Annotated in this window: 25 protein-coding genes; 7 read left to right on the top strand and 18 right to left on the bottom strand. The window is 60.1% G+C overall.

What is annotated here, in order from left to right:
- Positions 1–7 precede the first annotated feature (7 nt).
- A complete protein-coding gene (locus HV675_RS26475; protein ID WP_175114416.1) occupies positions 8–1,615 on the bottom strand; it encodes a methyl-accepting chemotaxis protein in 1,608 nt (535 codons plus the stop codon).
- Positions 1,616–1,872: 257 nt separating this feature from the next.
- Between HV675_RS26475 and HV675_RS26470 the strand changes: the two genes are divergently transcribed.
- Positions 1,873–2,382 carry a hypothetical protein gene (locus tag HV675_RS26470; RefSeq protein WP_175114415.1) on the top strand — a complete coding sequence of 170 codons (510 nt, stop codon included), beginning with the start codon at positions 1,873–1,875 and terminating at the stop codon, positions 2,380–2,382.
- Positions 2,383–2,391: 9 nt separating this feature from the next.
- On the opposite strand, the gene solA is transcribed toward HV675_RS26470, so the two are convergent.
- Positions 2,392–3,555 (bottom strand): N-methyl-L-tryptophan oxidase, encoded by a 1,164-nt coding sequence (solA, locus tag HV675_RS26465; RefSeq protein WP_175114414.1) that lies wholly within the window; start codon positions 3,553–3,555, stop codon positions 2,392–2,394.
- Positions 3,556–3,693: 138 nt separating this feature from the next.
- Between solA and HV675_RS26460 the strand changes: the two genes are divergently transcribed.
- Positions 3,694–4,095: a hypothetical protein gene (locus HV675_RS26460; protein ID WP_175114413.1), complete on the top strand. Its 402-nt coding sequence runs from the start codon at positions 3,694–3,696 to the stop codon at positions 4,093–4,095.
- Positions 4,096–4,110: 15 nt separating this feature from the next.
- Here the strand turns inward: HV675_RS26460 and HV675_RS26455 are convergent, their stop codons facing one another.
- Entirely contained in the window at positions 4,111–4,701 is a 591-nt protein-coding gene (locus HV675_RS26455) for a TetR/AcrR family transcriptional regulator (protein WP_175114412.1), read from the bottom strand.
- 231 nt (positions 4,702–4,932) lie between these two features.
- Here HV675_RS26455 and HV675_RS26450 point away from each other — a divergent pair, with 231 nt between their 5' ends.
- Positions 4,933–5,811, top strand: a complete 879-nt coding sequence (locus HV675_RS26450; protein WP_175114411.1) for an SDR family oxidoreductase — start codon at positions 4,933–4,935, stop codon at positions 5,809–5,811.
- Between the two features lie 124 nt (positions 5,812–5,935).
- Here the strand turns inward: HV675_RS26450 and HV675_RS26445 are convergent, their stop codons facing one another.
- The 5 genes from HV675_RS26445 to HV675_RS26425 form a co-directional block, all read right to left on the bottom strand.
- The gene (locus HV675_RS26445) at positions 5,936–7,261 is read right to left on the bottom strand and encodes an epoxide hydrolase family protein (protein ID WP_175114410.1); all 1,326 of its coding nucleotides are present in this window, start codon (positions 7,259–7,261) and stop codon (positions 5,936–5,938) included.
- A 307-nt stretch (positions 7,262–7,568) separates the two neighbouring features.
- Entirely contained in the window at positions 7,569–8,945 is a 1,377-nt protein-coding gene (locus tag HV675_RS26440) for an NAD-dependent succinate-semialdehyde dehydrogenase (protein ID WP_175114409.1), read from the bottom strand.
- Positions 8,946–9,084: 139 nt separating this feature from the next.
- Positions 9,085–10,374: an AMP-binding protein gene (locus HV675_RS26435; RefSeq protein WP_175114408.1), complete on the bottom strand. Its 1,290-nt coding sequence runs from the start codon at positions 10,372–10,374 to the stop codon at positions 9,085–9,087.
- A gap of 154 nt (positions 10,375–10,528) precedes the next feature.
- Positions 10,529–11,167: a flavin reductase family protein gene (locus HV675_RS26430; protein ID WP_175114437.1), complete on the bottom strand. Its 639-nt coding sequence runs from the start codon at positions 11,165–11,167 to the stop codon at positions 10,529–10,531.
- Positions 11,168–11,527: 360 nt separating this feature from the next.
- Positions 11,528–11,947, bottom strand: coding sequence for a rhodanese-like domain-containing protein (locus HV675_RS26425; RefSeq protein ID WP_175114407.1), 420 nt, complete (start codon positions 11,945–11,947; stop codon positions 11,528–11,530).
- Positions 11,948–12,077: 130 nt separating this feature from the next.
- On the opposite strand from HV675_RS26425, the gene ftrA reads away from it, so the two are divergent.
- The gene (ftrA, locus tag HV675_RS26420) at positions 12,078–13,064 is read left to right on the top strand and encodes a transcriptional regulator FtrA (protein WP_175114406.1); all 987 of its coding nucleotides are present in this window, start codon (positions 12,078–12,080) and stop codon (positions 13,062–13,064) included.
- Here ftrA and hutG read toward each other — a convergent pair.
- The 10 genes from hutG to HV675_RS26370 form a co-directional block, all read right to left on the bottom strand.
- Positions 13,042–13,851, bottom strand: a complete 810-nt coding sequence (gene hutG, locus HV675_RS26415) for an N-formylglutamate deformylase (RefSeq protein WP_175114405.1) — start codon at positions 13,849–13,851, stop codon at positions 13,042–13,044. The genes ftrA and hutG overlap by 23 nt on opposite strands.
- A gap of 32 nt (positions 13,852–13,883) precedes the next feature.
- Entirely contained in the window at positions 13,884–15,284 is a 1,401-nt protein-coding gene (locus tag HV675_RS26410) for a formimidoylglutamate deiminase (RefSeq protein WP_175114404.1), read from the bottom strand.
- Between the two features lie 67 nt (positions 15,285–15,351).
- Entirely contained in the window at positions 15,352–16,119 is a 768-nt protein-coding gene (locus tag HV675_RS26405) for an amino acid ABC transporter ATP-binding protein (protein WP_281364144.1), read from the bottom strand.
- Complete coding sequence (locus HV675_RS26400) at positions 16,116–16,784, bottom strand: amino acid ABC transporter permease (protein ID WP_175114403.1); 669 nt, start codon at positions 16,782–16,784, stop codon at positions 16,116–16,118. The genes HV675_RS26405 and HV675_RS26400 overlap by 4 nt, the downstream gene beginning before the upstream one ends.
- Before the next feature lie 17 nt (positions 16,785–16,801).
- Positions 16,802–17,560 carry a transporter substrate-binding domain-containing protein gene (locus HV675_RS26395; protein ID WP_175114402.1) on the bottom strand — a complete coding sequence of 253 codons (759 nt, stop codon included), beginning with the start codon at positions 17,558–17,560 and terminating at the stop codon, positions 16,802–16,804.
- A gap of 31 nt (positions 17,561–17,591) precedes the next feature.
- Positions 17,592–18,362 (bottom strand): IclR family transcriptional regulator, encoded by a 771-nt coding sequence (locus tag HV675_RS26390; protein WP_175114435.1) that lies wholly within the window; start codon positions 18,360–18,362, stop codon positions 17,592–17,594.
- Between the two features lie 225 nt (positions 18,363–18,587).
- Positions 18,588–19,289 carry a Rossmann-like fold-containing protein gene (locus tag HV675_RS26385; RefSeq protein WP_175114401.1) on the bottom strand — a complete coding sequence of 234 codons (702 nt, stop codon included), beginning with the start codon at positions 19,287–19,289 and terminating at the stop codon, positions 18,588–18,590.
- 386 nt (positions 19,290–19,675) lie between these two features.
- Complete coding sequence (locus tag HV675_RS26380; RefSeq protein WP_175114400.1) at positions 19,676–20,326, bottom strand: hypothetical protein; 651 nt, start codon at positions 20,324–20,326, stop codon at positions 19,676–19,678.
- A gap of 521 nt (positions 20,327–20,847) precedes the next feature.
- Positions 20,848–21,465: a type VI secretion system amidase effector protein Tae4 gene (locus HV675_RS26375; protein ID WP_175114399.1), complete on the bottom strand. Its 618-nt coding sequence runs from the start codon at positions 21,463–21,465 to the stop codon at positions 20,848–20,850.
- A gap of 3 nt (positions 21,466–21,468) precedes the next feature.
- Positions 21,469–21,882: a hypothetical protein gene (locus HV675_RS26370; RefSeq protein WP_175114398.1), complete on the bottom strand. Its 414-nt coding sequence runs from the start codon at positions 21,880–21,882 to the stop codon at positions 21,469–21,471.
- A gap of 490 nt (positions 21,883–22,372) precedes the next feature.
- On the opposite strand from HV675_RS26370, the gene HV675_RS26365 reads away from it, so the two are divergent.
- The 3 genes from HV675_RS26365 (at position 22,373) to HV675_RS26355 (ending at position 24,371) form a co-directional block, all read left to right on the top strand.
- Entirely contained in the window at positions 22,373–22,753 is a 381-nt protein-coding gene (locus HV675_RS26365) for a restriction endonuclease (protein ID WP_175114397.1), read from the top strand.
- Between the two features lie 208 nt (positions 22,754–22,961).
- Positions 22,962–23,729, top strand: a complete 768-nt coding sequence (locus HV675_RS26360; protein ID WP_175114434.1) for a Smr/MutS family protein — start codon at positions 22,962–22,964, stop codon at positions 23,727–23,729.
- A gap of 21 nt (positions 23,730–23,750) precedes the next feature.
- On the top strand, positions 23,751–24,371 hold the full coding sequence (locus HV675_RS26355; protein ID WP_175114396.1) for a trimeric intracellular cation channel family protein: 621 nt from the start codon (positions 23,751–23,753) through the stop codon (positions 24,369–24,371).
- Positions 24,372–24,548 lie beyond the last annotated feature (177 nt).

Here is a 24,548-nt window from a genome sequence, read left to right as displayed (position 1 = left end):
GCGCCACTCAATGCGGCGCATCGCTTGCCAGCCGAAACACCCGCACCGCATCTTCCAGCCCACGCGCCTGTTCGCGCATGCTCGCCGCCGCGGCTGCGGCCTCTTCGACCAGCGCGACGTTTTGCTGGGTCATTTGATCCATCTGCCCGATCGCACGATTGACTTCGCTGATGCCGGTACTTTGCTCCTGGCTCGCGCGGGTGATCTCACTCATCAACGTCACCACGTTGGCCACCGCCGTGACGATTTCATTCATGTTCCGGCCGGCTTCGTCGACAAGTGCGCCGCCCGCGTCGACATTGCCGACCGAGTCCGCGATCAGCGCCTTGATCTCCTTCGCGGCGGTCGCGCTGCGTTGCGCGAGGCTGCGCACTTCGGCCGCCACGACCGCGAAGCCGCGCCCTTGCTCACCGGCGCGCGCGGCTTCGACGGCCGCATTCAACGCAAGGATATTGGTCTGAAACGCGATGCCGTCGATCACCCCGATGATGTCGACAATTCTTTGCGAACTGCTGCGGATCAGCGACATCGTCGCAACGACATTGTCGACCACGGTGCCGCCCTTGACCGCGAGATTCGAAGCCGATGCGACGTGATCGTTCGCACTCGCCGCGTGTTCTGCGTTGCCGCGCACGATCGACGTCAATTGATCCATCGCCGATGCCGTCTGCTCGAGCGAGCCCGCCTGCGCTTCGGTGCGCGCGGACAGGTCCGCGTTGCCCGCCGCGATTTCGCGCGCACCCAGCGCGATCGTATCGGACGCACGCCGCACGTTGCCGACCACCGACGCCAGCCCGACGCTGATGCCGTTGATCGCCTGCATCAATTGCCCGAGGTCATCGCGACGGCTCACCGGCACCTGCGCGGTCAGATCGCCGGCAGCCAGCTTCTCCGCGGCGGCCTTCGCTTCGCGCAGCGGAATGCCGAGGCTGCGCCGCGTCATCATCCATACCAGCGCGCTGACCAGCAGCGCACCTGGCAGCCCGAGGACGATCATTTCCGATTGCTGCAATGACGTGGGCGCGCTTGCCACACTTGCCGCGCTTGCCCGATCGGCGAACATCATCGACTGCAGAAGCCATCCATAGCCCGGCAGAATCACCGCCGCGGCGGCGAAGGCCAGCAGCGCGAGCTTGGTGCCGATCGACAACGTCCATACGTCGCTGACATCGAGGCCGACGTACAACGCGCCGATAATCTTGCCCGCGCTATCGCGAATCGGCTCATAGTGCGTCATGTATTGCTTGCCGAACAGCGTCGCGTAACCCGTATACGGCTGTCCGCCGCGCAACAGGCGATACGCGGGATGCGAGCGGTCGAGCAGCGTGCCCACCGCCCGCTCGCCGTTCTGCTGCTTCACCGACGTGGCGACGCGCACGAAGTCTTCGCCCCTTGCGACGAACAATGTGCCTGTCGAACGCGTCTGCGACGTAAAGCGATCGACTTCGCCGTAATTGCCGTTCAGCGGCGTGTTGCCGTTCAGCAGCCTCGGGGTCATGGTGCCGCGCATATCGACACTGTTCGATTCGTCGCGCGTAAACGGAGCGGGGAAGTATCCGGCGAGCGTGCGCGCGTGACGGCCCACCTGGACTTTAAGCGGCAACAGAGGGTTCATGGCGTGGGGTGGAGGACTGTTGTTGTTTGGGTAGTCAGCCAAATTTATTCAGACTCCTTCGCGCCACGCATTTAACAGAAGAATTCATCAATTGGCAATTGTGGTTTAAATCTACATTCGACATGCCAAATGATTGCTTTAAAAGCGTGCTGCCCAGCCGGTCGGCCTGATGCAAAGCACATCGGGATCGATCGGCAATGCGCCGGCGCGACTCAAGTAAAATAGCGCTCCGCCCTTCCCCCTCACCGGCTCACCGCATGCACACACCGATCGACTCCTCTTCCGGCGTCAACGACGCGCCCGATTCCGACGTCATCCATGAAGACCGCCTCTGGCACGACAATGGATGGACGTGCCGCGTCATCAAGAACGAAGACGACGAAGGCTGGGCCGTCGCGATGACGAAGGACGGCGAAGCGGAACCCGCGCTGGTCGGTCCATGGACGATGGGTCGGGACAAGAAAAACCCGAAACCGCTCGACGTCTCCGCATTCAATACGCTGGTGAAAACGGCTTCGGAAGTGCTGCGTCGTCACGAGCAGCAGTTGCATGCGCAACTTCACAAGCAGGTGTGGATCGACACGGCCAACGACCGCATCAGCGTGACGCTCGATATCGTCCCTGACGAAGACGACCCACATGCGGTGCTCGCGGCCGAAAACGCGGCCGGCGACTCGCTTGCCAAGGTGCGCGTTGCGCCGACATTCAAGCTGTCGGTCCGCAGCGCATCGGACTGGATCGAAAGCGGCTACGCCAAGCCGCGGTAAGGGCGTCGCTCACGCGCTTGAGCCGCGAAAGCGATCGCATCTGAAGATCGAGAGATCCACGCTGCTGGCGCCTTGCGTAACCCGCTGCGCCAACGCCTCGCCAATCGCGCTCGCGAATTTGAAGCCGTGCCCCGAGAAGCCCGTTGCGAACTGAACGTTCGGATGGGCAGGCAGCCGGTCGATGATGAAATCCGAGTCGGGCGTCATGTCGTATTCACAGACCCTGCCCGTTCGCAGATTGCCCACTGCCGGAAGATACCGTTGCAAGAAGCGCCGCAAGTCGGATAGATCGTCTGGCTCGTCGCCGAATGCGGCAGGGTTCGCATCGACAGCGACCGGCTGACCTCCATCATGGCGACCGATCTTGAAACCGCCGCCGTCGAGATCGGGAAATCCATAGAACTGGCCGACCTCCGATTCCATGATGAAGCCCGGAAAGACGTCGGGCGCAAACGCGTTGGCCGGCGATTCAAACCACGCGAAGGTCTTGCGCACGCGGGCGACCGGAACGTCCAGCCCCAAACCGGCGAGCAAAGAACGCGTCCATTTGCCTGCGCATACGATCAGATCACGGCCCGCAAACCGCTCCCCGTTGTCGGTCACGACGCTGACGCTGTGATCGCCGTGCAATTCGACGCGTGTGACTGACGTATTCGTGCGCAGCGTTGCGCCATGCGCAATCGCAAGCTTCCGATAGCCGCTAATGGCGCGTTCGCAATACAGCACGCCCGCATCGGGCTCGTAGCTGATGACATGCCCGGCGGAAAGCTGCCACGCCGGCCACCGTTTGCTGGCCTCGGGACCGTTTAGCGTTTCCAGCCGCAAACCGTGCTGGGCCGCGCTACGCTGTACTTCCTGCAGAAAGGGATCGCCAGCCAACCCGATGTTGGTGACACCGGTGCCCGCGAAAACGTTCATGCCTGTGTCCCGCTCCAGTTGCAGCCAAAGCTGCTGGGCCCGCATGGCAAGCGGCACATAGCCCGCGCCCTCGCCATACGCATGACGGATGAGACGCGTACTGCCGTGATGCGCACCGATATCGTGAGGCGGATCACCGGCGTCGAGCAGCAGCACCTTCCTGCCCGCCTGGCTCAGATAGTAACCGGCCGCCATACCCATCGAACCTGCGCCGATAATCAGCGTGTCGAAAGCGCGAACGTTCAGATTTTCCATATCGCCCTCGTGGTGCGGAGCATCCCGTCTTGCCAGCATGCGCGTACGCACATGGCCGCGGTTGTGCGCTTTTCAGACCCGTCGCTCAATATGCCACTACAATCCAGAGCACTTCAATCCGAAAAGCGTCATTGCACCATGAAACATCTCCTTGCATCGACACTCGCGGCGCTCATCGCAGCGGTAAGCACGGCGGCGATGGCTCAGACGTCCGCCAACGACGCAACGGCCGGGCAACACTGCGACATTGCGTATGTGACGGGTGTCGGCGGGTCGCCGGAGACCGTTCGGGAGTATCTGTCCACCCCCTCCCGAGACCAATATCGTTTCCTGAAAGACAACGAGATTCAGTGCCAGGTTTCCGATGAAGGTCGCGCGTCCGGCTGTACCGGCATTACCAGCCTTCGGCATGAAAAGGTCAGCGTGTACGACGACAGCGACCGCACGACCACGACCGTGGTCGCGCGCGTGGAGCTCGACCATGGAACCTATCCGGTGATGATCGTGGTGCCCAAACAGGACGTGCAGTGCGAGCAGTGAACGCCCGCACGTGAATCAGCGGATCAGCCGCGGCAATACCACCTTCTCGAAACGCTCATAGGCCTTGCCGCCCTGCTCGACCTTGCCGCGCATCACCGCGCCTTCGTAGGCCTCGATCAGGATCGCCGCCAGTTCGTCAACCTTTTGCTTGCGATCGAGCTCATTGCGCTCCTGCGCCTCGCGCAGGCACGCGGCCAACGACTTTTCCCAGCGGGCCATCAGCGCGGCAAGCTTTGTGCGCGTGTCCTCACTGCCGTTCGACAGTTCCAGCGACAGATTGCCAATCAGACACCCCAGAGCAAAGTCATGCTTGCGGTGATCGTCCGTCAACGCCCGGAAGAACTTCGCGATACGCGCAAGCGGCTTGATCCGCGCGTCGTGCAGGATCGGACCGTGACGGTCTTCGATGGACTGCCAGTAGTCTTCGAGGATTTCGGCCGCAAACACCTCTTTGCTGTCGAAGTAGTTATAGAACGACCCCTTCGGCACGCCGGCCGCGGCCGTGATGTCCTGCACGCCGGCACCATTGAAGCCGCGGTCGTGCACGACGTCACGCCCGACCGACAGCAGTCGCGAACGCACTTCGGGATTGGCTGGGCGCGGCATCTTCGTTTATCTCGCTCTGAATTCAACGATAACAAGATATCCGGTCATCTATTTATTGTCAAATGACCGGTCCCTCTGCCCCCTACCCGCGTATAGGTCAGGCAAACCGATTGCGTTTGACTTTAGATTTCATATGCAATCTAATAGGATGTCGGTCACCTTCTAAACGCAGATGACGTCGTTGCGGATCCGCTCTCTTCCCGACTCCTTACCCAGTGAAAGGAACACACCATGTCCAGGACCATCCTGATTACCGGCGCCAGCAGTGGCTTCGGCCGCGATACAGCGGAGACGCTTGCCGGTGCGGGGCACCGTGTATTTGCCACCATGCGCGATATCGCAGGACGTAACCGGCTTCCCGCGGAAGACTTGCGTGCAAAGCGCATCGAAGTCATCGAGCTGGACGTGACCAGCGATACATCCGTTGAGCACGGCGTGGCGTCGGTGCTTGAGCAGGCGGGACGGCTCGACGTGCTGGTCAACAATGCGGGGCTCGGTTCGGCCGGCATCTCCGAGTCTTTTACGGCGGACCAGCTGCGCGCGCTCTTCGACGTGAACGTATTCGGCATGCAACGGACCCTGCGTGCTGCATTGCCGGCCTTCCGGCGCCAGGGTGAAGGGTTGGTGGTCAATATCGGCTCATTCATGGGCCGCGTGACGTTTCCGTTTTTTGGTCATTACGGCGCGTCGAAATTCGCTGTCGAAGCATTGACGGACAGTTACCGTTACGAGCTATCGCAGCTGGGCGTCGACGTGGTCCTGGTGCAGCCGGGCAGCTATCCGACCAACATGTTCGCAAGCGCCCAGTTGCCCGAGGACGTCGCGCGAGCGAATGGCTATGGCGAGATCGCCGCGATCCCCGGCAAGATGGTGGAGAGATTGATGGACCTGTTTCGAAGCGAAAATGCGCCCAACCCGCATGACGTGGCTGAGGCGATTGTCCGGATCGTGGAGCAGCCGGCCGGCACGCGCGCCGCACGCGTGGTGGTGGGCGATCCGTTCGGCGCTGACGTACTCAATGAGCAGGCCGCAACGGTTCAGACGCATTTGATGGAAGGGCTCGGGTTGGCGCAACTCGCCGCTGTGCGAAAGGCTGAGGCCAACGCCTGATTGGCACTGGAGGTGCGGTCACGTTCGTGAGCCAGCCGGCAACCGAAAAGTTGTATGGAGGTACGCGTCTCGCGGCCAACGCGGACGCGAACGACACTCACCGGCGTCGTTCGCGTCGTTGACTTCAGCGCAACGACTGGAAGCTCGCGCGCACCTCATCGGTGAAGGCTTGCGGCTGTTCCCACGCCGCAAAGTGGCCGCCCTTCGGGAGGCGGTTGTAGTGGATCAGTTTCGGATACGCCTGCTCCGTCCAGCTGCGCGGTGCGGCGTAAATCTCATCCGGAAACACACTGACCGCCACCGGAATTGCGACATGCTTCGGCGCGAAGAAGTTGAGCTTGTTTTCCCAGTACAGCCGCGCCGACGACACGCCCGTATTGGTCAGCCAGTACAGCGTGATGTTGTCGAGGATGTCGTCGCGCGTCAGGCCCTCTGACCCGCCCGCGAACACGCGCGCGATCAGCGCCTGGCTCGCCGCATCGTGGTCGATCATCCATGCGGCAAGGCCGATCGGCGAATCTTCGATGCCGTACAGCGTCTGCGGGCGGTTTGCCATTTCCTGCGCATAGCCGAGGCCGTGCTTGTAGAAATAGTCGAGCTGGTCGAACGCATGCCGTTCTTCGGGTGACAGATTCGCCGGCGGCGGATTGCCGTACTTCAGCGCGTCCGCAATGTTGTCCGGCACGGTGGCCGGCATATTGGTGTGAATCGCCAGCAGTCCCGGCGGCGTAAGCAGCGCCATCTGCTCGGTGACCGCATTGCCCCAGTCGCCGCCTTGCGCCACATACCGCTTGTAGCCGAGGCGCTGCATCAGCACGACCCACGCGCGCGCAATGCGCTGCGGATCCCAGCCGGTGGCGGTCGGCTTGCCCGAAAAACCATAGCCGGGCAGCGACGGAATCACGACATCAAACGCATCCGCTGCAGTGCCGCCATGCGCCGTCGGGTTGGTCAGTGGATCGATGATCTTCAGCTGCTCGATGATCGAGCCGGGCCAGCCATGCGTGACGATGATCGGCAACGCGTTGTCATGCTTCGAGCGGACATGGATGAAATGGATGTCGAGTCCGTCGATTTCCGTTACGAACTGCGGCAACGCGTTCAGTCTCGCTTCGACCTTGCGCCAGTTGTATTCGGTGCTCCAGTAACGCGCGAGGTTCTGCATGGTCGCGAGTTGCACGCCTTGTGACGCGTCCGTGACCGTTTCTCGTTCGGGCCAGCGGGTTGCCTTGACGCGCCGGCGCAATTCGGTCAGTTGCGACTCGGGCACGTGCACGCGAAGTCGGCGAATCGCGGCTTTGTCACCGCCGGTTGACTGGGTAACTTCAGTAATCGATTGCGGGGTCTCTGCAAAAGCGAGTTTGCTTAACGCGCCGGCTGCAACCGCCGCCGCGGCTACACCGATGAAACGACGGCGTGACGGCACATCGAGAGGGGTATCGTTAGACATATTCGGCTCCTGTTAGTGGTCTTTAACTGCGAATGCTAGTTCGCAGTACGTGACACCGATTGTCTGTACGCTCATATTTGGCGTAAACACCGACAGAAGCACAACAGTTGTGAGCTGCAAGAATAACGCTGCTCGCGCGGGCATCTTTCAGGCAGAAGCACCGCCTCAGGACTCACCAGCGCACATCGTCCCGTCGACGATTCAGTTTATCGACATGTGTTTTTCATGAAACAGCCAGGAGCAGGCATGGCCTCCCCTGGCTGCAAAGACTTGCACGCGATTGCATCAAGCCGCCTCCGCGCCGATTTCAAGCGGCGTTGGCGACGCGTACCAGCTTGCGATTAAGGAACTCGCCGATACCCAACTCCGACATTTCACGCCCGAATCCGGAGTTTTTGACGCCGCCAAAAGGCAAGCCCGGCGAGTCTGCGAAGCACGAGTTGATGTACACCATGCCGACATCGAGACGGGACGCGACCTGTTTCGCGTGCTCGATATCGGTGTCGAAGATAAAGGCGCCGAGGCCATACTTGCTGTCGTTGGCCAGCTTGATCGCCTCCTCCTCGCTGTTCACCACATAGAACGACAGCACCGGCCCGAACGCCTCCTGATGGTAAAAAGGATTGTTCCGGTCGATGTCCGTGATGATCGTCGGTTCGAGATAGAAGCCTGAGCGGTCGACGCGCTTGCCGCCATGGACAATGGTTGCCCCGCCGGCCTTAGCCTCGTCGATCTGCTTGAGCAGCACGTCCAGTGCGCGTTCGCTGGATACCGGGCCGAGCACGGTCGCCTCATCGTGCGGGTCGCCCACCTTCAGCGCCGCGAATCGCGCCTTCAGCGCGGCCAGCATCTTCTCGCCGCGCTCCTTGCCCACCACGATCACGCGCTTGACGTTGACGCAGCCCTGTCCCGAATTGAATGTGCGGCCCATCACGGTTTGCTCGATCGCGAGATCGAGCGATGCGCCTTCGAGAATCAGCGCCGGGTCGCTGCCGCCGAGCTCGAGAATCACCTTCTTGAGATTGCGGCCCGCGCGTTCGGCGACGGACGTGCCTGCCCGTTCGCTGCCGGTAAGCGCCACGCCGCGCACGCGGAAGTCTTCGATCAGCTTGCCGACCTGCTCGACGCTGCAAAAGAGATTGGTATAAACACCTTCCGGCGCGCCCGCCTCCTCGAACAGGCGTGCAAACGCGAGTGCGCATTGCGGTACATTTTCCGCATGCTTCATCATCACCACGTTGCCCGCGATGATTTGCGGTGCGGCGACACGGGCCAGTTGGTAGTACGGAAAGTTCCACGGCTCGATGGCGAGAAGGACGCCAACCGGCTCAGCAACGAGGGTGGCGCCCGGCTCGCCGGGCAACGGCTGGGGTGCGAGAAATTGCTCCGCGTTCTTCGCGTAGTAGTCGAGAATCTCAGCGACGAGATCGACTTCCGCGTAACTCTGCCAAACGACCTTACCCATTTCCAGCGTCGGGTAGGTCGCGTATTCATCGCGCTTCTCACGCAGGATCTGCGCAGCGCGCGCGACGATACGCGCCCGCTCGGCTACCGATCTGTATTTCCAATCCTCGCGATAGCGCGTGTCCGCGGTCGTCAACGCGGCGAATATCTGTTCATCCGATTGCAGCGGAAATTCTTTGACTACCTTGCCGGTAGCTGGATTGATAGTGCTAAAGCTCATGATCTGCTCCTTGAAGCAACTGAACTGCTCCGTGTTCACGATAGTTTCGCGATCGATCGAAATCGATTTCGATCAAATATAGAGGCGAATTTACGAAAGTGCAAGGTGCATATTCGAGAAGCTTTCCGAAACCGTTTTTTTACAGGATCGGGCTCGACGCCGTGCGCTCGGGCGTTATATCGGAGAAGCCCCGGTCCCCGCGAAGTTGAGCGGGTGACCCAGGCACTTGCAACGTGTCACTTGTTGCTGCCGGGTAGCAGAGAGTGTTGCCGTTGGTATGGGCAAATTTGCCGGTTCTAAACCAGCCACCCATGGAGAAGCGCTCCGATGTCGCCTTGGGGTTGTGCAAATAGCCCGCCATCACGTTATAGCCGCGCACCTGCAATTCACCTCGTTGCCCATCGGGCAGTACCGCCCCGCTTTCCGGATCGACGATGCGAAACACAATGCCTTGCGAGATCAACGCGCTACCCGGCACACTGCGCGGGTGGCGGCCTTGATTCATGTCGTGCATTTCTGCCATCGCGAAACATTCGGGCGTGCCGTACATGACGGTCAGGCGCAGTTGCAACGCATCCCACGCGTGTGCGATCACACGCTTTGCGAGCCGCACCCCCTCGGGAAATCCACCGCGGCGCCAGGTTGCCAGCGAATGATTTCGCTCATTCAGCACCTCGTCGATCAACACGTCCGGACCGAACAGATGCGTCACACGATATCGCTCGATGGCTGCTGCGAAGGCATTCGCGTTAAAGGCCGGCAACAGCACGCAAGCAGCGCCCGATGCGAGCGCCGCAATTGGCGGCATAAAACCCAGCACGTCATCCAGCGCAAGCGCACATAGCATCACGTCCGTAGCACGGATGTCGTGAGCGCGTCCGAGATTGCGCGCGTGCGTGGCTATACCGCCCGCTGTGTGGACGGCGAGCTTTGGCTCATCGGTTGTGCCAGATGTCGCGAACGTGCAGAGCAAATCGGTATCGCAACCTTCCCAACGCATATACGGTTTGAGCGCATTCCATTCGAAGCCGTCGAATCGCGTCACTTCGACGATGTGCTGCAGGGTGATGGTCGCGGCCTTGATTTCTCTGGCTGCGCCGACGTGATCGAAGTCGGGAGATTTCTTTGGCACCACAAGTACGCGCGCTTTCGCGGTCTTCACGATATGCAGCGCTTCTGGCAGCTTGAATCGCACACTGACGGGAACCATCACTGCCCCCAACTGCGCCGCCGCGAAGAACAGTTGCAGCCATACAGTACTGGCAGGCAGCCATACTGCGATGATGTCGCCGCGTCCGACTCCTAGGTTGCGCATTAAAGCGGCCGCGCGTCGAGATGCAGTCCGGAGTTCGCCGCGGGTCAAGGTTTGCGTGCCGAGATGCAGGGCGGCACGATCGGCACCGCCCGCTTCAAGCAGATCGAAAACCACGGCGGCCTCCGGTCACGGCGAATACCCCTCGCGCGATAATCGCAGATGACGCCGTCTTGGCATCCGCGATGGCGTAATCGGTGGCGTCGCTATCGCCTGAGGTCATGTCGCCTTCGTCTGCGAGGTAAATGCTTCTGCCGCGTTCATTCGTCATTCAGGACATCGGGCGAAAGAGCTGGAACATTTCGCCGATCTGCACGTAGTCGGCTCGATAGCCGGCGCGCATGACCGGTTGCGCCGCTAGTATGTCGAACCGTCCATCTTTCAGGTACGCCTTATGGATATGCACGCCGACCACTTGCCCCAACACGAGCCAGTTGTCCGTCGGGCTTCCGTTCAGGTCGCGCAGATGTTCGATTTGCAGCAGCTTGCATTCGAGCGCCGCCGGAGAATCACCAACACGTGGCACTGACACATTGCGCCCTGCGATAGGCGTCAAACCCGCCAGCGCGAACTCGTCGACATCGGGCGCGACCGGCGCTGACGTACGGTTCATCTGTCCGGCAAGCGCACGCGTCGTCAGATTCCACACGAATTCACGTGTCTCTTCGATATTGCGGAGACTGTCTTTACGGCCTTCGCTGCAAAAACCGATGATCGACGGCGACGCGGCGAATGCGCCGAAAAAGCTATAGGGCGCGAGGTTTAGCTGTCCGTTCGACGCACGCGTCGATACCCAGCCGATCAGGCGCGGTGCGACGATCGCCTTGAACGGGTCGTGCGGTAAGCCGTGCCCTCGGGCGGGGTCGTAAAAGATTGCATGAGAATCGTCGGGGCCTGGTTCGATGTTCATGAGCGTTTCCAATGCTTCAATCTGTGTGGTGCGAAAACCCGACGTCGTTGCGTTGGCAACCAGTCGCTGTCGCGTGATGCCCAGGCCATGTGCGGCGTGGACTCGACTGCTCCGGCGAATTCCGTTTACGATCTCACTCGACATTGATTTGCCGAAAACGTTTTCGTTGAAACGATAACAGCATGGCCCGTCGAGTTCAAGTTCCGGTGAGATTTGTTGCGAATTCTGTGATGGCACTTTATTCTGGTCTTTTAACGATTGTTGGACAATTCGCGCAGAGACAGTCGGCGTAAAATCGAACAATCAATCGCCGCGGATTAGGCTCGATTATCATTGAATATCGAAATCGTTTTCGATCATTTATTCGGCGTTGACCGCATCAAGCTTAAAGCCCTCGTCGAGCCACCCCGTGACGCCACCCATCATGACCTTCACCGGCCGTCCCAGCTCGGACAGCCGTATCGCACCGCGCGCCGCGCCATTGCAATGCGGCCCCGCACAATACGTGACAAAGAGCGTATCGCGTGGGTAATCGACGAGCTTGGACGCGACGATCTTTCCATGCGGAAGATTGATCGCGCCCGGCACATGGCCCCTCGCAAACAGCGTCGAACTGCGAACATCGAGCAGCACGAATCCGGGCGTACCGCTGGCGAGCGCACTCGCCACATCCGAACAATCGGTTTCAAATTGCAATGACGCGTGAAAGTGCGCCCGTGCGGTGGCGCTGTCGGCGGCGGGAATGGCGGTGACGGCGTTGATCACGTTGATGGTAGACATGAGCGAAGTATCGGTAAGTGTTGGAAGAGTGACGGCCTGGCCCGTGGATCCGATTCAGGAGACCTCATTCTGGAATTGAGCGGCGCACCGGATAAGTGGCGTAATGGACAATCTCCGGTAACATCGCGCCATGGACAAACATCTCGTCGTCGCGTTGGCCTACGACCGGCTCTGTACTTTCGAATTCGGCTGCGTGACTGAACTGTTCGCGCTCGAGCGTCCGGAACTCGGTGTCGACTGGTATCGATTCGCGGTATGCGCGAGCGAGCGAGGCCCGCTTCGCGCAGCAGGCGGCGTGACGGTTTCGGCGCCGTATACGCTGACGCTGCTCGATCGCGCGAACACGATTGTCGTGCCCGGATGGCGCGATGCGGACGAATTGCCGCCTGAGCCGTTGCTAAAGAAAATTCGTGCGGCCTATGCTCGTGGCGTGCGACTCTGTTCGATCTGCTCTGGCGTGTTCGTGCTGGCAGCGGCCGGTGTGCTCGACGGCAAGACCGTCACGACTCATTGGCGCTATGCGACAAAGCTGCAGCAGCGCTATCCGCAAGTGCATGTGCAGTCTGACGCGCTGTATGTCGACGAAGGACAAATCATCACGTCGGCGGGATCGGCAGCCGGACTGGACATGCTGCTTCACCTCGTGCGGCGCGATTATGGTGGCGCGATCGCCAACCGGGTCGCGCAGCGACTGGTGGTGCCGCCGCATCGCGAAGGCGGTCAGGCGCAATTTGTGCCGCGTCCGATGCCGCAGGATGAGGGCGGACGTCTGGCGAAGTTGATGGAGTGGGTACGCCGGCATCCCGCTTTACCGCACACACTGCGCTCGCTCGCCGAGCATGCGGCGATGAGTCCACGCACGTTGCAACGGCAATTTCATGATGCTACGGGTATGGCACCGTATGAGTGGCTTGTGCGTGAACGCGTCGCCGCCGCGCGTGAATTGCTTGAAGGAAAAACGTCCTTGCCGATTGCCCGTGTCGCCGAGCTGGCGGGGTTCGGCTCAGAGGAATCGATGCGCAGGCACTTTCGGCGCATTGCGCTTACGAGTCCGGCTGCGTATCGGGAGAAGTTCGGGTATGGGTCAAGGATGATCAACGACCCACCGCATTCATAGCCAGAACAACATCAAGCGCGCCACCCACCATCTGTCGCACGACCGGCTCAACCTTGCCGGCCCGTTCCGGCATATAGCCGAATGGCGCGTCCTCGCTCATATACGTGGACTGGCACATCTCCAGTTGCACCGCATGCACTCCATCTTGCGGCGCACCAAAGTGCCGCGTAATAAATCCGCCTTTAAAGCGCCCATTCGCGATCCACGTGAACGGACCTGAGCCCGCCGCACGCGTCACCGCCTCCAGCACCGACGTATCCGCCGCGCGACCATCCTGCGTGCCGATATTCAAATCCGGCAGCTTGCCCTCAAAGAGACGCGGCAACACACTCGCAATCGAATGCGCTTCCCATAGCAGCACATTTGCATGCGCGGCACGCAAGCGCTGCAGTTCCACCCGCAATGCATCGTGGTACGGCTGCCAATACGTCGCGACGCGCTTTTCGCGTTCCGCGATATCCGGCGCTCGTCCTTCACGATAAAGCGGCTCGCCCCGAAACGTCTCCATCGGACACAACGATGTAGTGGTCTGCCCAGGATAAAGGCTTTCGTCATTCGAAGGACGGTTCAAGTCGATCACATACCGCGACACGCGCGCCCCAATCATCGTCGCACCCAGCGCTTTACCAAACGCATAAAGCCGATCCAGGTGCCAGTCCGTATCCGCGACGGTTAGCGCGATATCCGTGTACTGGTCCCGCATCGCATCGGGAATGTGCGTGCCGAGATGGGGAATCGAAATCAGCAGCGGCGCGGTGCCGCGCTCAAGAAAAAAGAGTTCACTCATGAGGTCGCCTTTGTTCAGTTAAGTGCGCGCATTCACGCGTCACTGAGAAGGTGAGCCAACGCGTTGCGATAGTCCGCATACAACCGCGTTTCATCGCGATGGCGGCGCTGATGGACGACTCGCTCGCCGCCAACGTAGACATCGCGCACCGGCGTCTCGCCATGCTCGCAAAACACGATTGAAGAGAGCCACGTATCTGGCGTCTGCTCCGCGAGATTCGGATGCAGCGGGTCCAGCACGATCCAGTCCGCGCGCGCACCGGCGACGAGTTCGCCGACCGCCCGCCCCGTCGCCCGCGCACCGCCTGCGAGCGCGCCATGAAATAGCCGGTCTGCGACGTATGCTGTTTGCCGCGACGCGAGCACATTACGTTGGCGTCTCACGAGCCGCTGCCCGTACTCAAGCAATCTGAGTTCCGCGCGCCAATCGATGCCGATATGGCTGTCCGAGCCGATACCGAATGCGCCGCCTGCTTCCAGATAATCATGCGCCGGGAAAAGGCCATCGCCAAGATTCGCTTCGGTGGTGAGGCAGAGGCCGGCCACCGCACCGCGCTTCGCTAAGGCAATCGTCTCATCCGCGTCCATATGCGTCGCGTGAACGAGACACCAGCGCGCATCGACATCGAAGCGATCGAGCAGCCATTGCACGGGCCGTGCGCCTTCCGTCGCTAAACAGGCTTCGACCTCCGCAATCTGCTCCGCGATATGAATATGCACGGGCGCACCAGCCGTTACGGCGTCAAGCCCGTCAAGCAACGCGCGCAACGACGCTTGCGAAACCGCGCGCAACGAATGCGGTGCAACACCATAGCGTAACGCGCCATGCTCAGGTCGTGCTTGCCGCACTGTATCGAGGAGCGCGAGTAATTGCTCGGGCGTGTTGATGAAGCGCCGCTGATCGTCACGCGGCGGATGCGCGCCGAACCCGCTGTATTGATACAAAACCGGCAGCATGGTCATGCCGATGCCGGTCTCGCTCGCCGCATCGACGACACGCTGCGCCAGTTCCGCCGGGTTCGCGTAACGCTGTCCATCAGCCGCATGATGCACGTAGTGAAACTCGCAGACCGATGTGTAGCCCGCTTTGAGCATCTCGACATAGAGCCAGCGCGCAATTGCGCCAAGCGCTTCGGGCGTGATGCGCGCCGCAAAGCGGTACATCAGGTCGCGCCAGCTCCAGAAACTGTCGGTCGGGTTTGCGCGATATTCGGTGAGGCCCGCCATCGCACGCTGAAACGCGTGCGAATGCAGATTCGGCATGCCCGGCACGATCGGTCCCGATGCCCTTTCGATATCGGCAGGAACATCGCGAAAGTTCGCCGCAACGTGGGTCAGCGCGCCCTGCTCGTCCCATTCGAGCAACACGTCGCGGCACCATCCTCCCGGCAGCAACGCGTGCCCGGCAAACATCGCGCGAGTGGATCGATTCATAAACTCATACTCCGCTTGCCCTATGCATCAAACCAACCAAAGTTGTGCGTGCATCGACCGAAGTCGATCATGCGCGCGACAACACCGCTTGCAAGAAGGTCCGCGTGCGCGGCTGAGATGGCGCAGAGAAGATTGTCGACGGCGGACCTGCCTCGACTATTTCCCCTCCGTCCATCACCACCACGACATCCGCCACTTCCCTTGCAAACCCCATTTCGTGCGTGACGACCAGCATCGTCATCCCTTCCGACGCCAGCAGTTTCATCACCTGCAGCACTTCGCCGACGAGTTCCGGATCGAGCGCGGATGTCGGTTCGTCGAAGAGCATCACGCGCGGCTGCATGGCGAGTGCGCGCGCGATCGCGACACGTTGCTTCTGGCCACCCGACAGGCTCGCGGGCATCGCGTGCGCCTTATGTTCGAGGCCGACCTTTTTCAGCAAGGCGAGCGCTGCCGCGTCGGCGTCCGCTTTCGACGCGCCGCGCAACATGCGGGGGCCGACCGTGATGTTGTGCAGCACCGACAAATGCGGAAACAGATTGAACGATTGGAACACCATACCGACTTCGGTGCGCAATGCGTTCAGCGCGCGTTCCTTGAGCATCGCGCCATGGTCGACGATGCGATGTCCGCAGATATCGACGGTGCCGCTCTCAGCTTGCTCGAGTCCGTTGCAGCAGCGCAGAAACGTGCTTTTGCCTGAACCGCTCGGGCCGATCACGACGACCACTTGCTGCGGCCGGATATCGAAGTCGATGCCGTTCAATACGCGATGCGTACCGAACGACTTTTCAAGTCCGCGAATGCGGACAATAGGTTCGAGCGTCTCGTTCATTGCACCATTCCCCCTGCGCGCAAGCGGCGCTCGACGCGATGAAGCAGGTAGTTGGTTGTTTGCGTCAGCACGAGATAAACGAGCGCGATAACCAGATACACCTCCAGCGAGCGATACGACACGCTGATGATCTTCTGGCCTTCGTGCATCAGGTCGTCGATGGTCAGCAACGACACCAGCGCGGAGTTCTTGATCAGCGCGATAAACTCGTTGCCGAGCGGCGGAATCATGCGCACGACCGCTTGCGGCAGGATGATCGCGCGCATCGCCTGCCCCGCCGACATGCCGATCGAGCGCGCCGCTTCCATCTGCCCGCGATCGACGGACTGGATCGCGCCGCGCACGATCTCGGACACATAAGCGGCCGAATAAAGCCCGAGCCCTAACATGCCGCACACGAAAGCCGGCAGCAGGATGTTGAACTGCGGCAAGCCGAAGAACAGCAGAAACAGTTGCACCAGCAACGGTGTGCCGCGAAAGAATACGAGGTACGCGGTGCAGAAGCCGTAGATCAGGCGGCGCTGCGGCGTGAGCCGGCCGATGCCGATCAGCAGGCCCAGCATGCAGCTCAACACCAGCGCGGCGGCCGTCACTTCGACGGTGACCAGCGCGCCGTGCGCGATGTCGGCCCAACCTGCGAACGCCGGCGTGAAGTCAAGTTGCATAGATTAGGTCCGCAAGGTTACTTCGCGGTCGTGCCGAACCACTTCTGCACGATCGCGGCGTACGTGCCGTCCGCCTTGATCTTCGCAAGCGCAGCGTTCATCTGGTCACGCAGTTGTCCCTCGTCCTTGCGTACCGCAATGCCATACTCTTCCGTGGTCAGCTCCTTGTCGAGCACACGAAAGCCCGGACGTGACCGCGCGAACTGATAGGCAGCGGGTTTTCCGGTTACGGCTGCATCGGCACGGCCGATACCGACGAGATCGAACATCTCCTGATTCTTTTCGACTTCGACGCGCTGCACTTGCGGATAGTTATCGCGCAGGAAGTTCACCGACTTCGTGCCGACCTGCACCGTGACCTTCTTGCCGTTCAGGTCAGCGGGCGTCTTGATCGGCGAATCGGCTTTCACAAGCACCGAAAGGCCGCCGGCGAAGTACGGTTGCGTGAAATCGACCACCTGGCTGCGCTCCGGCGTGATGTAGATGCCCGAGATCGCCGCATCGAAGCGATGCGCAATCAGCCCCGGAATCAGGCCTTTGAAATCGATGTCGGTCCATTGCACCTGTTTGCCCATCGCTTTGGCTAGCGCATTCATCAGGTCGATGTCGAAGCCGGTGCGCTGACCCTTGTCGGTGAACTCCATCGGCGGGAATGTCGCATCGGTCGCCACGTTCAGCACTTGCGCGTCTTGCGCGGCGGCCGTGCCCGGCGCAATGACGGAAACCATCGCGATGCTCAGGCACGCGGCCGAAAGGACTTTTTGCAGTTTCGTCATGAGTGGTTCCTCTTCCCCAGGTAGTGTGTGTTCAGGCGGCGTTGCGTTGGAATGATTCGGCTTGCAGCCGGGCGGAAATGGCTTGTGCGGTGCGTACGGTCCAATCGGCGAGTTGCTGCTCGCGACCCGCGGCGCGGGAGGACGGCGCCATCAACGTGATCGACGCGCTTGCGCCGGCGCCGCGCGCGGCGCGACGGAAGATCGGCACGCTCACGCCCCATACGCCAGGGTCGACTTCGCTGTCGCTGACTGCATAGCCGCGTGAGCGGATGCGGTCCAATTCCGCTTCTAGCGCGATGCGGCCTTGCGGGTCGCCGGTGAATTGACGGTCAAGCGTTTCGGTGCGCGTTTTGTCGGGCATGAAGGCCAATAGGGACTTCGCGGATGCGCCGGCTTTTAGCGGCACTGCGCGACCCTTTTCGAACGAGCAGCGCAACGAGTGCGTGCTGTCGACCATTTCAAGGCAGATCACCTGGTCGTTGACTGCGACGACAAGGCCGACGCTTTCTTGCGTCGTGCGTGACAGTTGAGTCATACCGTCGCGGCTGGATTCCACCAGCAACGAGTTGATGTCGAATCCGACGGCGAGCTGCAGGCTGATCGGACCGGGGGCGTAGTAGCCGGCGTCTTCCGTGACGAAGCCCCAGCGCTTCAGGAGCGCGACCTGGCGGTAGAGCGTGCTTTGAGCGAGGCCGGTGACTGCGAGCATGTCTTTGACGGACATGGCTTTGCCGTGGCCGGCTAGCGCGGTGAGCACGAGCAGCAGGCGTTCGGCTCCGGTGACGGTCGCGTCTCGGTTCACGGTGCGGGTGGAAGACTGTTTCGATGTGGGGAGAATGCCATGAGATTCCCGGCAGACAAAAATGGGATTCTCACCAGGCGGGAATGAAGTGATGGGGTTTACCCTCGAAATGGGGATCGGGGCAACGCTCTGGCGGGTCAACGCCGAGTCGGGCCGCTAGTAAAGCGACCGTGTGCTCATTGGGGCACCCGCAAATTTCCTTAGCGTCGCCGGAAAATGCAGCGATCAGTTCGGCTGCGCGACCAACATGACACGCCAATACTGCCCGGGCGCATCGTAGTCGCATGCGACGAGCTCGATCGACCAATCGCGCCGATCCAGCAAGTGATCATTCGAGCAGTTCGAGTAAGAAAATACGAGCTTCCCGCCGGGTTGGAGATACCGGGCTGCTTCGTCGAGAAAGCGTCGGCTCAGATCTCCGTTAGCACTCGCGAGCGCCAGTTCGTCAGTCGGCACCATTGGCTTGTGGACGAAAGGCTGGTTGAAGACGATGACGTCAAAGCGACGATCTTCGAATGCGGCAAACAGGTCAGAGCGGACAAACTCGGCGTCGATGCTGTTGCGCGCCGCATTGCGCCGCGCCGCCCTTACCGCGACCTCATCGATGTCCGAACCGGTCGCTTGCCAGCCCTGTCGTGCGGCATGGAGCGTGAGCGCGCCGGAGCCGCATCCGAGTTCGAGAAGCGAGCCGGTCGGGTCGTTCAACCCGCCCGCGGACCAGTTCCTGCAAAAGAACTCTGTCGAGCTACCCGGACGGGGTGGATAGACGCCTCGCGGGACCGTCAGTTCGAGACCCGCAAGGGTGAACGTTCCACCGCTGCCTATCGCGTCGAGCGTCTTTTGATAGCCGGCCGCGAATACCGCCGGATGCGGCTTCTTTGTGATAGCCGTCTCTAGCAAGGTGGTGAGCGGTGAGCGGTCGAGCATGGTTTATCCGATGCGGTTTGATCAATGGAACCTGGAATGGGGCAGTCGCGATCGGGATGTCGACCGAGGCTGTCCCGCTGACAATGGCTCATTGCGCGGCCGATCGCACATGACGACGACGGCGACGCAGGCGTCAGGAGACTGCGCAAATGGAGCGCCGTTCTGACGGGCTGAGCGTGGGTACACAGTACGTAATAGCGGAAGCGGCGATTCAGGCGAACAGGAAGAAATTGTCCGATATGCGAAGAATGCGACGGGATTGAGGTGGGACTCTTCGCCGCTGCCCTTGAGGGGCCAGGCGGTGCTGCACGTGACGATTTTTATCGGCCGCGCTATCTTCCGGCGTTTAGCTTGTCGCCGCGCTTCACGAGTTGAACGGTGGCGGTCTAGAACCAGTCAAGCTGGGCCAACGCCTCGTCGCCTAAAGGCCGTGTACGCGGATCTTGCATCGTTAGATCAGTCAGCCAGTCGTGCCATTCTTCGTCACTAATGTAGTGTCGCGTCTCTTCGCGGGATTTTCTGACAAATGCACGTTGCCGATCAGGCGTCAGGCTACGCCAGAAGCGAACCCAAATGTGATCGAACCAATACTCTTCTTCACCTTGGATCAAATGCAGGAATGGACCGTGTTCGTACATTGCGACCCAAGGGGGAGTCGGATTAAAGTGCTCTTCGGTAATCGAGCGTATCAGCTCCACATTGTTCGTCAGCACCTTCACGGATACGCCCCTGAAGCGGGACATGGTGCGAATCAGTGTATACGTTGGTGAACCCGCCGTTTCGTCCTTGAAACCTAGCCAGTGCTTTTCTACCCCTGTCGATCGCACAAGATTTAGAAATCGAGGAAACTGCGTCGACTCGACGTCAACGACGATTCCGAACGCGTTGATACCGATGCCGCTATCGAAAACCGCATCGGGATAAGCTGGCAGAGAAGCCTCTGCCAGATTCGGCGGCCCATCGGCAAACAGCTCCTGTAACTGAGCAAGCGAGTAACCGAACGTTTGCTCAAGCGACCTGATTCCTTCTCGCTCCATCCGTTTCGCCTTAATTTGATTTAGCTTCCCGGTTACCGGAAACATCTTTCTTGCCCCCGCTTCCATTGCTCAGGAATCTGGTCAACGATTTGCGACACATCGGAAGGACCGATAGCGCCGAGCACGATGCCGGTGGTCACCCAGTAGTGACTGGGCCTAGCCGCAGTTCGACACCGACGGTCAAACGCGGCGGTCCCCGTCCCGTCACACTAATCTAGGGATAAGCATCACAGCCCAATGAATTGTTACTAAGGCCGCCAGGAGCAAAAGCCACGCACACCATGTGCGAGGGGACCTGCTAAAGGTGAAGGCCGCGAATCCAAAAACTACACTTGGCCCAAAAAAGACCAGGAAAAATACAACGCCATTCCAAAGATCGATTGGACACTCCCCTATCTCCCTGCAGCCATGGGCGACACAGTGTCGAGGGAAGCGACGGCATATTTGAGCATCGAATGCGGCCGTGCACCACAGGCTTACCATTCCAAGTATCGCAAACGTGATGGCGGCGCCCACCCGTCTCATTTGATTTCCCAAAATAAGATCTGCTTTGATTTCCCAAGGTCCGACCATCCAAACGTGTATTCGGAAAGAAACGAACTACCGCCAAGCATGCGGCTTATCGTTGCGACGGCATCGAACGGACCACTAATGGTCAAACGAGAGCCGTTCCATAGATCAATGTGGCCGCCGCTTGCGTTCTCCGCACTTTCTCCGTCACGTGTCCAGTAACGGGAAAATTGGATGATTCCGGTTCGCCCTTTGACCTTGGACTCCCAATCTGCACCAGTGATGTCTTGGGCCTTCGGGAGACCGGCTAACGGTTGTAATTGCAACCATTCCCCTAGCTCGTCCGCTCGCGTCGCGGTTACTTTTCCGCCGAGTATGATCCGGCCAATACTCGGTTGCCCCGATAGCGGGCGTATCAGCTTCGAGGAGAAGGACTTCATTTCGATTCCGACACGGTGGAAAGTGACGCTCATGCGAATTGCACACTGGTTTTTATACGCCGGGTTGTCGTATGGGCTGCCCGATGGGTATGCGTCCCATAGCTCCTGAAACGTCACTGCCTCTAGCGGAACCTCCTTGATCGATCCAGGCGTCGGATTCGTTCTAACAATTGTTCTTTTGTTCGGCATCTTTCAAGCTCCCGCCTGCTTCGCGAGGGCTTCATCGCCCCAATAGATGGTGTAGTCGTCGGCTACCATCGTAGAGATCCGAGATAGCAACACCGGTCTTTCCAGCCGCCCGCCTTCCGTGCGGCCGTCTGACATCTCGATGAAATAGGGGTAACCATCTGTCGCGCCGCGTCCGGTTGCTAGCACCTGCTCGTCGTAACGAGGGACGTCATCGCTCAAGTAGTTGCCCGACGCCGCCTGGTCGACCGGCTCAGTCTGCCCGGGTTTGCCATCCAACTGCGCGGAACCCTCATCTATGAAGGTCCAGAGAGTCGCATAACGAGCGATGATTCGGGGCTGCTCTTCACAGCCGCATGCGACAAAGTCTCCGCTTACTGCCTGCATCAGGCCGCCTAGCACCGTATTGTAGGTCCGCATATTTTTCGGAGATCCCCGAACCTCCTACGATTGTTCCCATCGTCTCGCACTTCGCGCACCACGCGTTGTGTCCGATGTACGCGACATGACGTGGCCTGCCTTCGTCATCCGCAACCGTATCTCCGTATGGAGGTACCACTACATGACTATTGCCGCCGCTCGTCAGCGGATCTCCATCCACCACAGCATGAAAGATGCGTGTCATTTCCGATGTCCCGTTTTATTACGCATGGTCGGAGAACCGCGTCGCGTCGTGCGCACACCGATGGTTTCAATGGGGCTTCGCTCGCTCTTCTGATCCTGTTCCGACATGTCCGATTCCTGGTTAAGTAGAGGAAACTCGCATGCCAACTCAGCCGGTCATGCGACGGATAACGATAGTCCGTCTGGACCGCAATCCTGATGGTTTTCGATGAGGTTACGCAATGAGTAAACTCTTAAATTTAGGATATCAATTCGATCTGCATACCTCTCCGGCTAGGGAATTCCGATGACATGGCCGACAACCGCGATCATCGGCCTGGAGAGCCGACAGACCCAAGCGTCCCGCGATGGCGGGGTCGATTGCGTCGCCTTTGATCCACGCCCAATCTTCGGTGGGAAGGTCGTCATCCAGGCCAAACGCTACAAGAACACAGTCGGAGTGAGCGCGGTTCGTGATCTGTTTGGGACGATGCAAAACGAAGGCGCATCCAAAGGCATTCTGGTCACCACTAGCGGATATGGAAAGGCGGCGTTCGAATTCGCCAACGGCAAGCCGATAGAACTGCTCGCCGGCAGTAACCTGCTGTTTCTATCGCAAGAGCATGCGGGTGTTGAAGCAAAGATCGTCATGCCAGACGATTGGAAGGACGCTAGTCCTGGTGAATAGCCTCGGCGCTTGGTGGCGGGAATGGCCGCTACCAGGTGGCGCGCTGGCGCTACATGTTTTTGTCCGCGAACTGCCTCGGAAAGCGTGACGAAAGAATGACGGTTAGAATTCGCATACTTGCCGCCAAAGCTGTGGGGGTTTCCGTAACTGCGAACCTCGGGCAGCATTTTGCATTGACAAGCCGTTGCTTTCAAAACTCAACCACGCCATGCCGAAGAACCGCCCGCATCCGAGCGATCCCAAGCGTCCAGCGCAAGCTCGAGTCGCAACGCCCAGGGCCGAGCCCGCCGACCAGCCAGTCGACCCAAAGCTTGCACGCGGCACCGGCCTTGCCGATCTAGGAAAGTTGCGCGACGCGCTCAAGAACGACGCACAACGCCGCGAGCGCCAGGTAGCCCAAGCCAAAGAAGCCAAACGCGCAGCCGACGCGGACGCCGACCTCTTCCGTCGCGAACTAGGCGAGATAACCCCGCTTGGTGCAAAACCGCGAGCAACCGTGCCTCGCACTCCGCCGGCCCCGCTCCCGCTTCAAACGCGTCTCGACGAAGCAGCGGTACTCAACGAAGCCATCTCCGACGAATTCGACCCAGAGATGCTTCTCGACACCGACGAATCACTGTTCTACCACCGGCCCGGCATCAACCAGGAAGTTGTCCGCAAACTGCGCCGCGGCGCCTGGATCGTCCAGGCCCAACTCGACCTCCACGGCATGCGCCGCGAAGAAGCCCGCGAAGCGTTAGCAGAATTCATCCGCGAATCAAGCAAGCGCGGCTTACGTTGCCTGAGAGTGATCCACGGCAAAGGCCTCGGGTCAGTGGGAAAAGAACCCGTGCTAAAAGGCAAAGTGCGCGCATGGCTCGTACAGAAAGAAGAAGTGATAGCCTTCTGCCAGGCCAGACCTCACGACGGCGGTGCGGGCGCAGTCCTGGTTCTGCTACAACCCAGCGCAGCACCCACGCCACAACCCAAACCCTAAAACCCCGCTCTCAAAGCAAAAATGCACCCGCGACTCACCTTGGCTCTGTCCGTAATGGAGGCCATCGCAATCCTCGCGTACGCGATCTCCGGCTTCATCGAAGCCCGAGCCCGCCGGCTGGATCCTATTGGAACGTTTCTGGTAGCGATGGCGACCGCATTCGGCGGCGGCACAGTGCGCGACATTTTGCTGGAGCGGCGCCCGTTCTATTGGGTCGAGCACCAACCGTACGTCATAGCGCTTTTCGTCGTGTCTTTCTTCGCGCCCATGCTTTTAAAAGCCGCCTCGGGCCTTTTCTCTGAACGCGTGTTGCTAGTAGCCGACGCAATCGGCCTGGGCCTCTTCAGCGTCTCCGGCACGTCGCTAGCGCTCGACGCCCAACTCCCGTGGTTCACAGCCGCCATGATGGGCGTAACAACGGGTGTTTTCGGCGGCGTGATCCGCGACGTCCTCTGCAACGAAGTCCCGCTCATACTAAGAGACTCCCGCCCCTACGCGACCTGCGCTTTCGCCGGCTGCCTGCTCTACGTCTTTCTACACTACATCGACTTCGACACCATCTACAGCGTGCTATTCGCTACGCTGTTCATCCTGCTAGCGCGGCTCATCACCTTCAAATTCAACATCCGCCTGCCGCACTAAGGCATCCCGCAGCACCCCAAACGACAAACAGCAAATCACAAAAACCAAAGCCACAAAAAAGAATGGTGACCTTGCCCTCGTTTGACGAATCCCATAGCTGGGGGGAATTATGCGGCTTCGCCTCTTTGAGCTGCGAACCAGTTCTTTTCGAACGTCATGGGGCTGACGTAATCGAGC

This window comes from Paraburkholderia solisilvae (assembly GCF_902859875.1).
Lineage (GTDB): Bacteria > Pseudomonadota > Gammaproteobacteria > Burkholderiales > Burkholderiaceae > Paraburkholderia > Paraburkholderia solisilvae.
This window is presented reverse-complemented; position numbering and strand designations above follow the sequence as displayed.

What these genes read in the sequence shown, in the direction of transcription:
- HV675_RS26425 (WP_175114407.1), bottom strand. Translation starts at nt 11,947, where the DNA reads ATGTCTACCATCAACGTGATCAACGCCGTCACCGCCATTCCCGCCGCC.
- solA (WP_175114414.1), bottom strand. Translation starts at nt 3,555, where the DNA reads ATGGAAAATCTGAACGTTCGCGCTTTCGACACGCTGATTATCGGCGCA.
- HV675_RS26370 (WP_175114398.1), bottom strand. Translation starts at nt 21,882, where the DNA reads ATGCGGACCTACAATACGGTGCTAGGCGGCCTGATGCAGGCAGTAAGC.
- HV675_RS26365 (WP_175114397.1), top strand. Translation starts at nt 22,373, where the DNA reads ATGACATGGCCGACAACCGCGATCATCGGCCTGGAGAGCCGACAGACC.
- HV675_RS26440 (WP_175114409.1), bottom strand. Translation starts at nt 8,945, where the DNA reads ATGAGCTTTAGCACTATCAATCCAGCTACCGGCAAGGTAGTCAAAGAA.
- HV675_RS26395 (WP_175114402.1), bottom strand. Translation starts at nt 17,560, where the DNA reads ATGACGAAACTGCAAAAAGTCCTTTCGGCCGCGTGCCTGAGCATCGCG.
- HV675_RS26400 (WP_175114403.1), bottom strand. Translation starts at nt 16,784, where the DNA reads ATGCAACTTGACTTCACGCCGGCGTTCGCAGGTTGGGCCGACATCGCG.
- HV675_RS26360 (WP_175114434.1), top strand. Translation starts at nt 22,962, where the DNA reads ATGCCGAAGAACCGCCCGCATCCGAGCGATCCCAAGCGTCCAGCGCAA.
- HV675_RS26375 (WP_175114399.1), bottom strand. Translation starts at nt 21,465, where the DNA reads ATGCCGAACAAAAGAACAATTGTTAGAACGAATCCGACGCCTGGATCG.
- HV675_RS26455 (WP_175114412.1), bottom strand. Translation starts at nt 4,701, where the DNA reads ATGCCGCGCCCAGCCAATCCCGAAGTGCGTTCGCGACTGCTGTCGGTC.
- ftrA (WP_175114406.1), top strand. Translation starts at nt 12,078, where the DNA reads ATGGACAAACATCTCGTCGTCGCGTTGGCCTACGACCGGCTCTGTACT.
- HV675_RS26385 (WP_175114401.1), bottom strand. Translation starts at nt 19,289, where the DNA reads ATGCTCGACCGCTCACCGCTCACCACCTTGCTAGAGACGGCTATCACA.
- HV675_RS26470 (WP_175114415.1), top strand. Translation starts at nt 1,873, where the DNA reads ATGCACACACCGATCGACTCCTCTTCCGGCGTCAACGACGCGCCCGAT.
- HV675_RS26445 (WP_175114410.1), bottom strand. Translation starts at nt 7,261, where the DNA reads ATGTCTAACGATACCCCTCTCGATGTGCCGTCACGCCGTCGTTTCATC.
- HV675_RS26405 (WP_281364144.1), bottom strand. Translation starts at nt 16,119, where the DNA reads ATGAACGAGACGCTCGAACCTATTGTCCGCATTCGCGGACTTGAAAAG.
- HV675_RS26460 (WP_175114413.1), top strand. Translation starts at nt 3,694, where the DNA reads ATGAAACATCTCCTTGCATCGACACTCGCGGCGCTCATCGCAGCGGTA.
- HV675_RS26355 (WP_175114396.1), top strand. Translation starts at nt 23,751, where the DNA reads ATGCACCCGCGACTCACCTTGGCTCTGTCCGTAATGGAGGCCATCGCA.
- hutG (WP_175114405.1), bottom strand. Translation starts at nt 13,851, where the DNA reads ATGAGTGAACTCTTTTTTCTTGAGCGCGGCACCGCGCCGCTGCTGATT.
- HV675_RS26475 (WP_175114416.1), bottom strand. Translation starts at nt 1,615, where the DNA reads ATGAACCCTCTGTTGCCGCTTAAAGTCCAGGTGGGCCGTCACGCGCGC.
- HV675_RS26450 (WP_175114411.1), top strand. Translation starts at nt 4,933, where the DNA reads ATGTCCAGGACCATCCTGATTACCGGCGCCAGCAGTGGCTTCGGCCGC.
- HV675_RS26380 (WP_175114400.1), bottom strand. Translation starts at nt 20,326, where the DNA reads ATGGAGCGAGAAGGAATCAGGTCGCTTGAGCAAACGTTCGGTTACTCG.
- HV675_RS26430 (WP_175114437.1), bottom strand. Translation starts at nt 11,167, where the DNA reads ATGAACATCGAACCAGGCCCCGACGATTCTCATGCAATCTTTTACGAC.
- HV675_RS26410 (WP_175114404.1), bottom strand. Translation starts at nt 15,284, where the DNA reads ATGAATCGATCCACTCGCGCGATGTTTGCCGGGCACGCGTTGCTGCCG.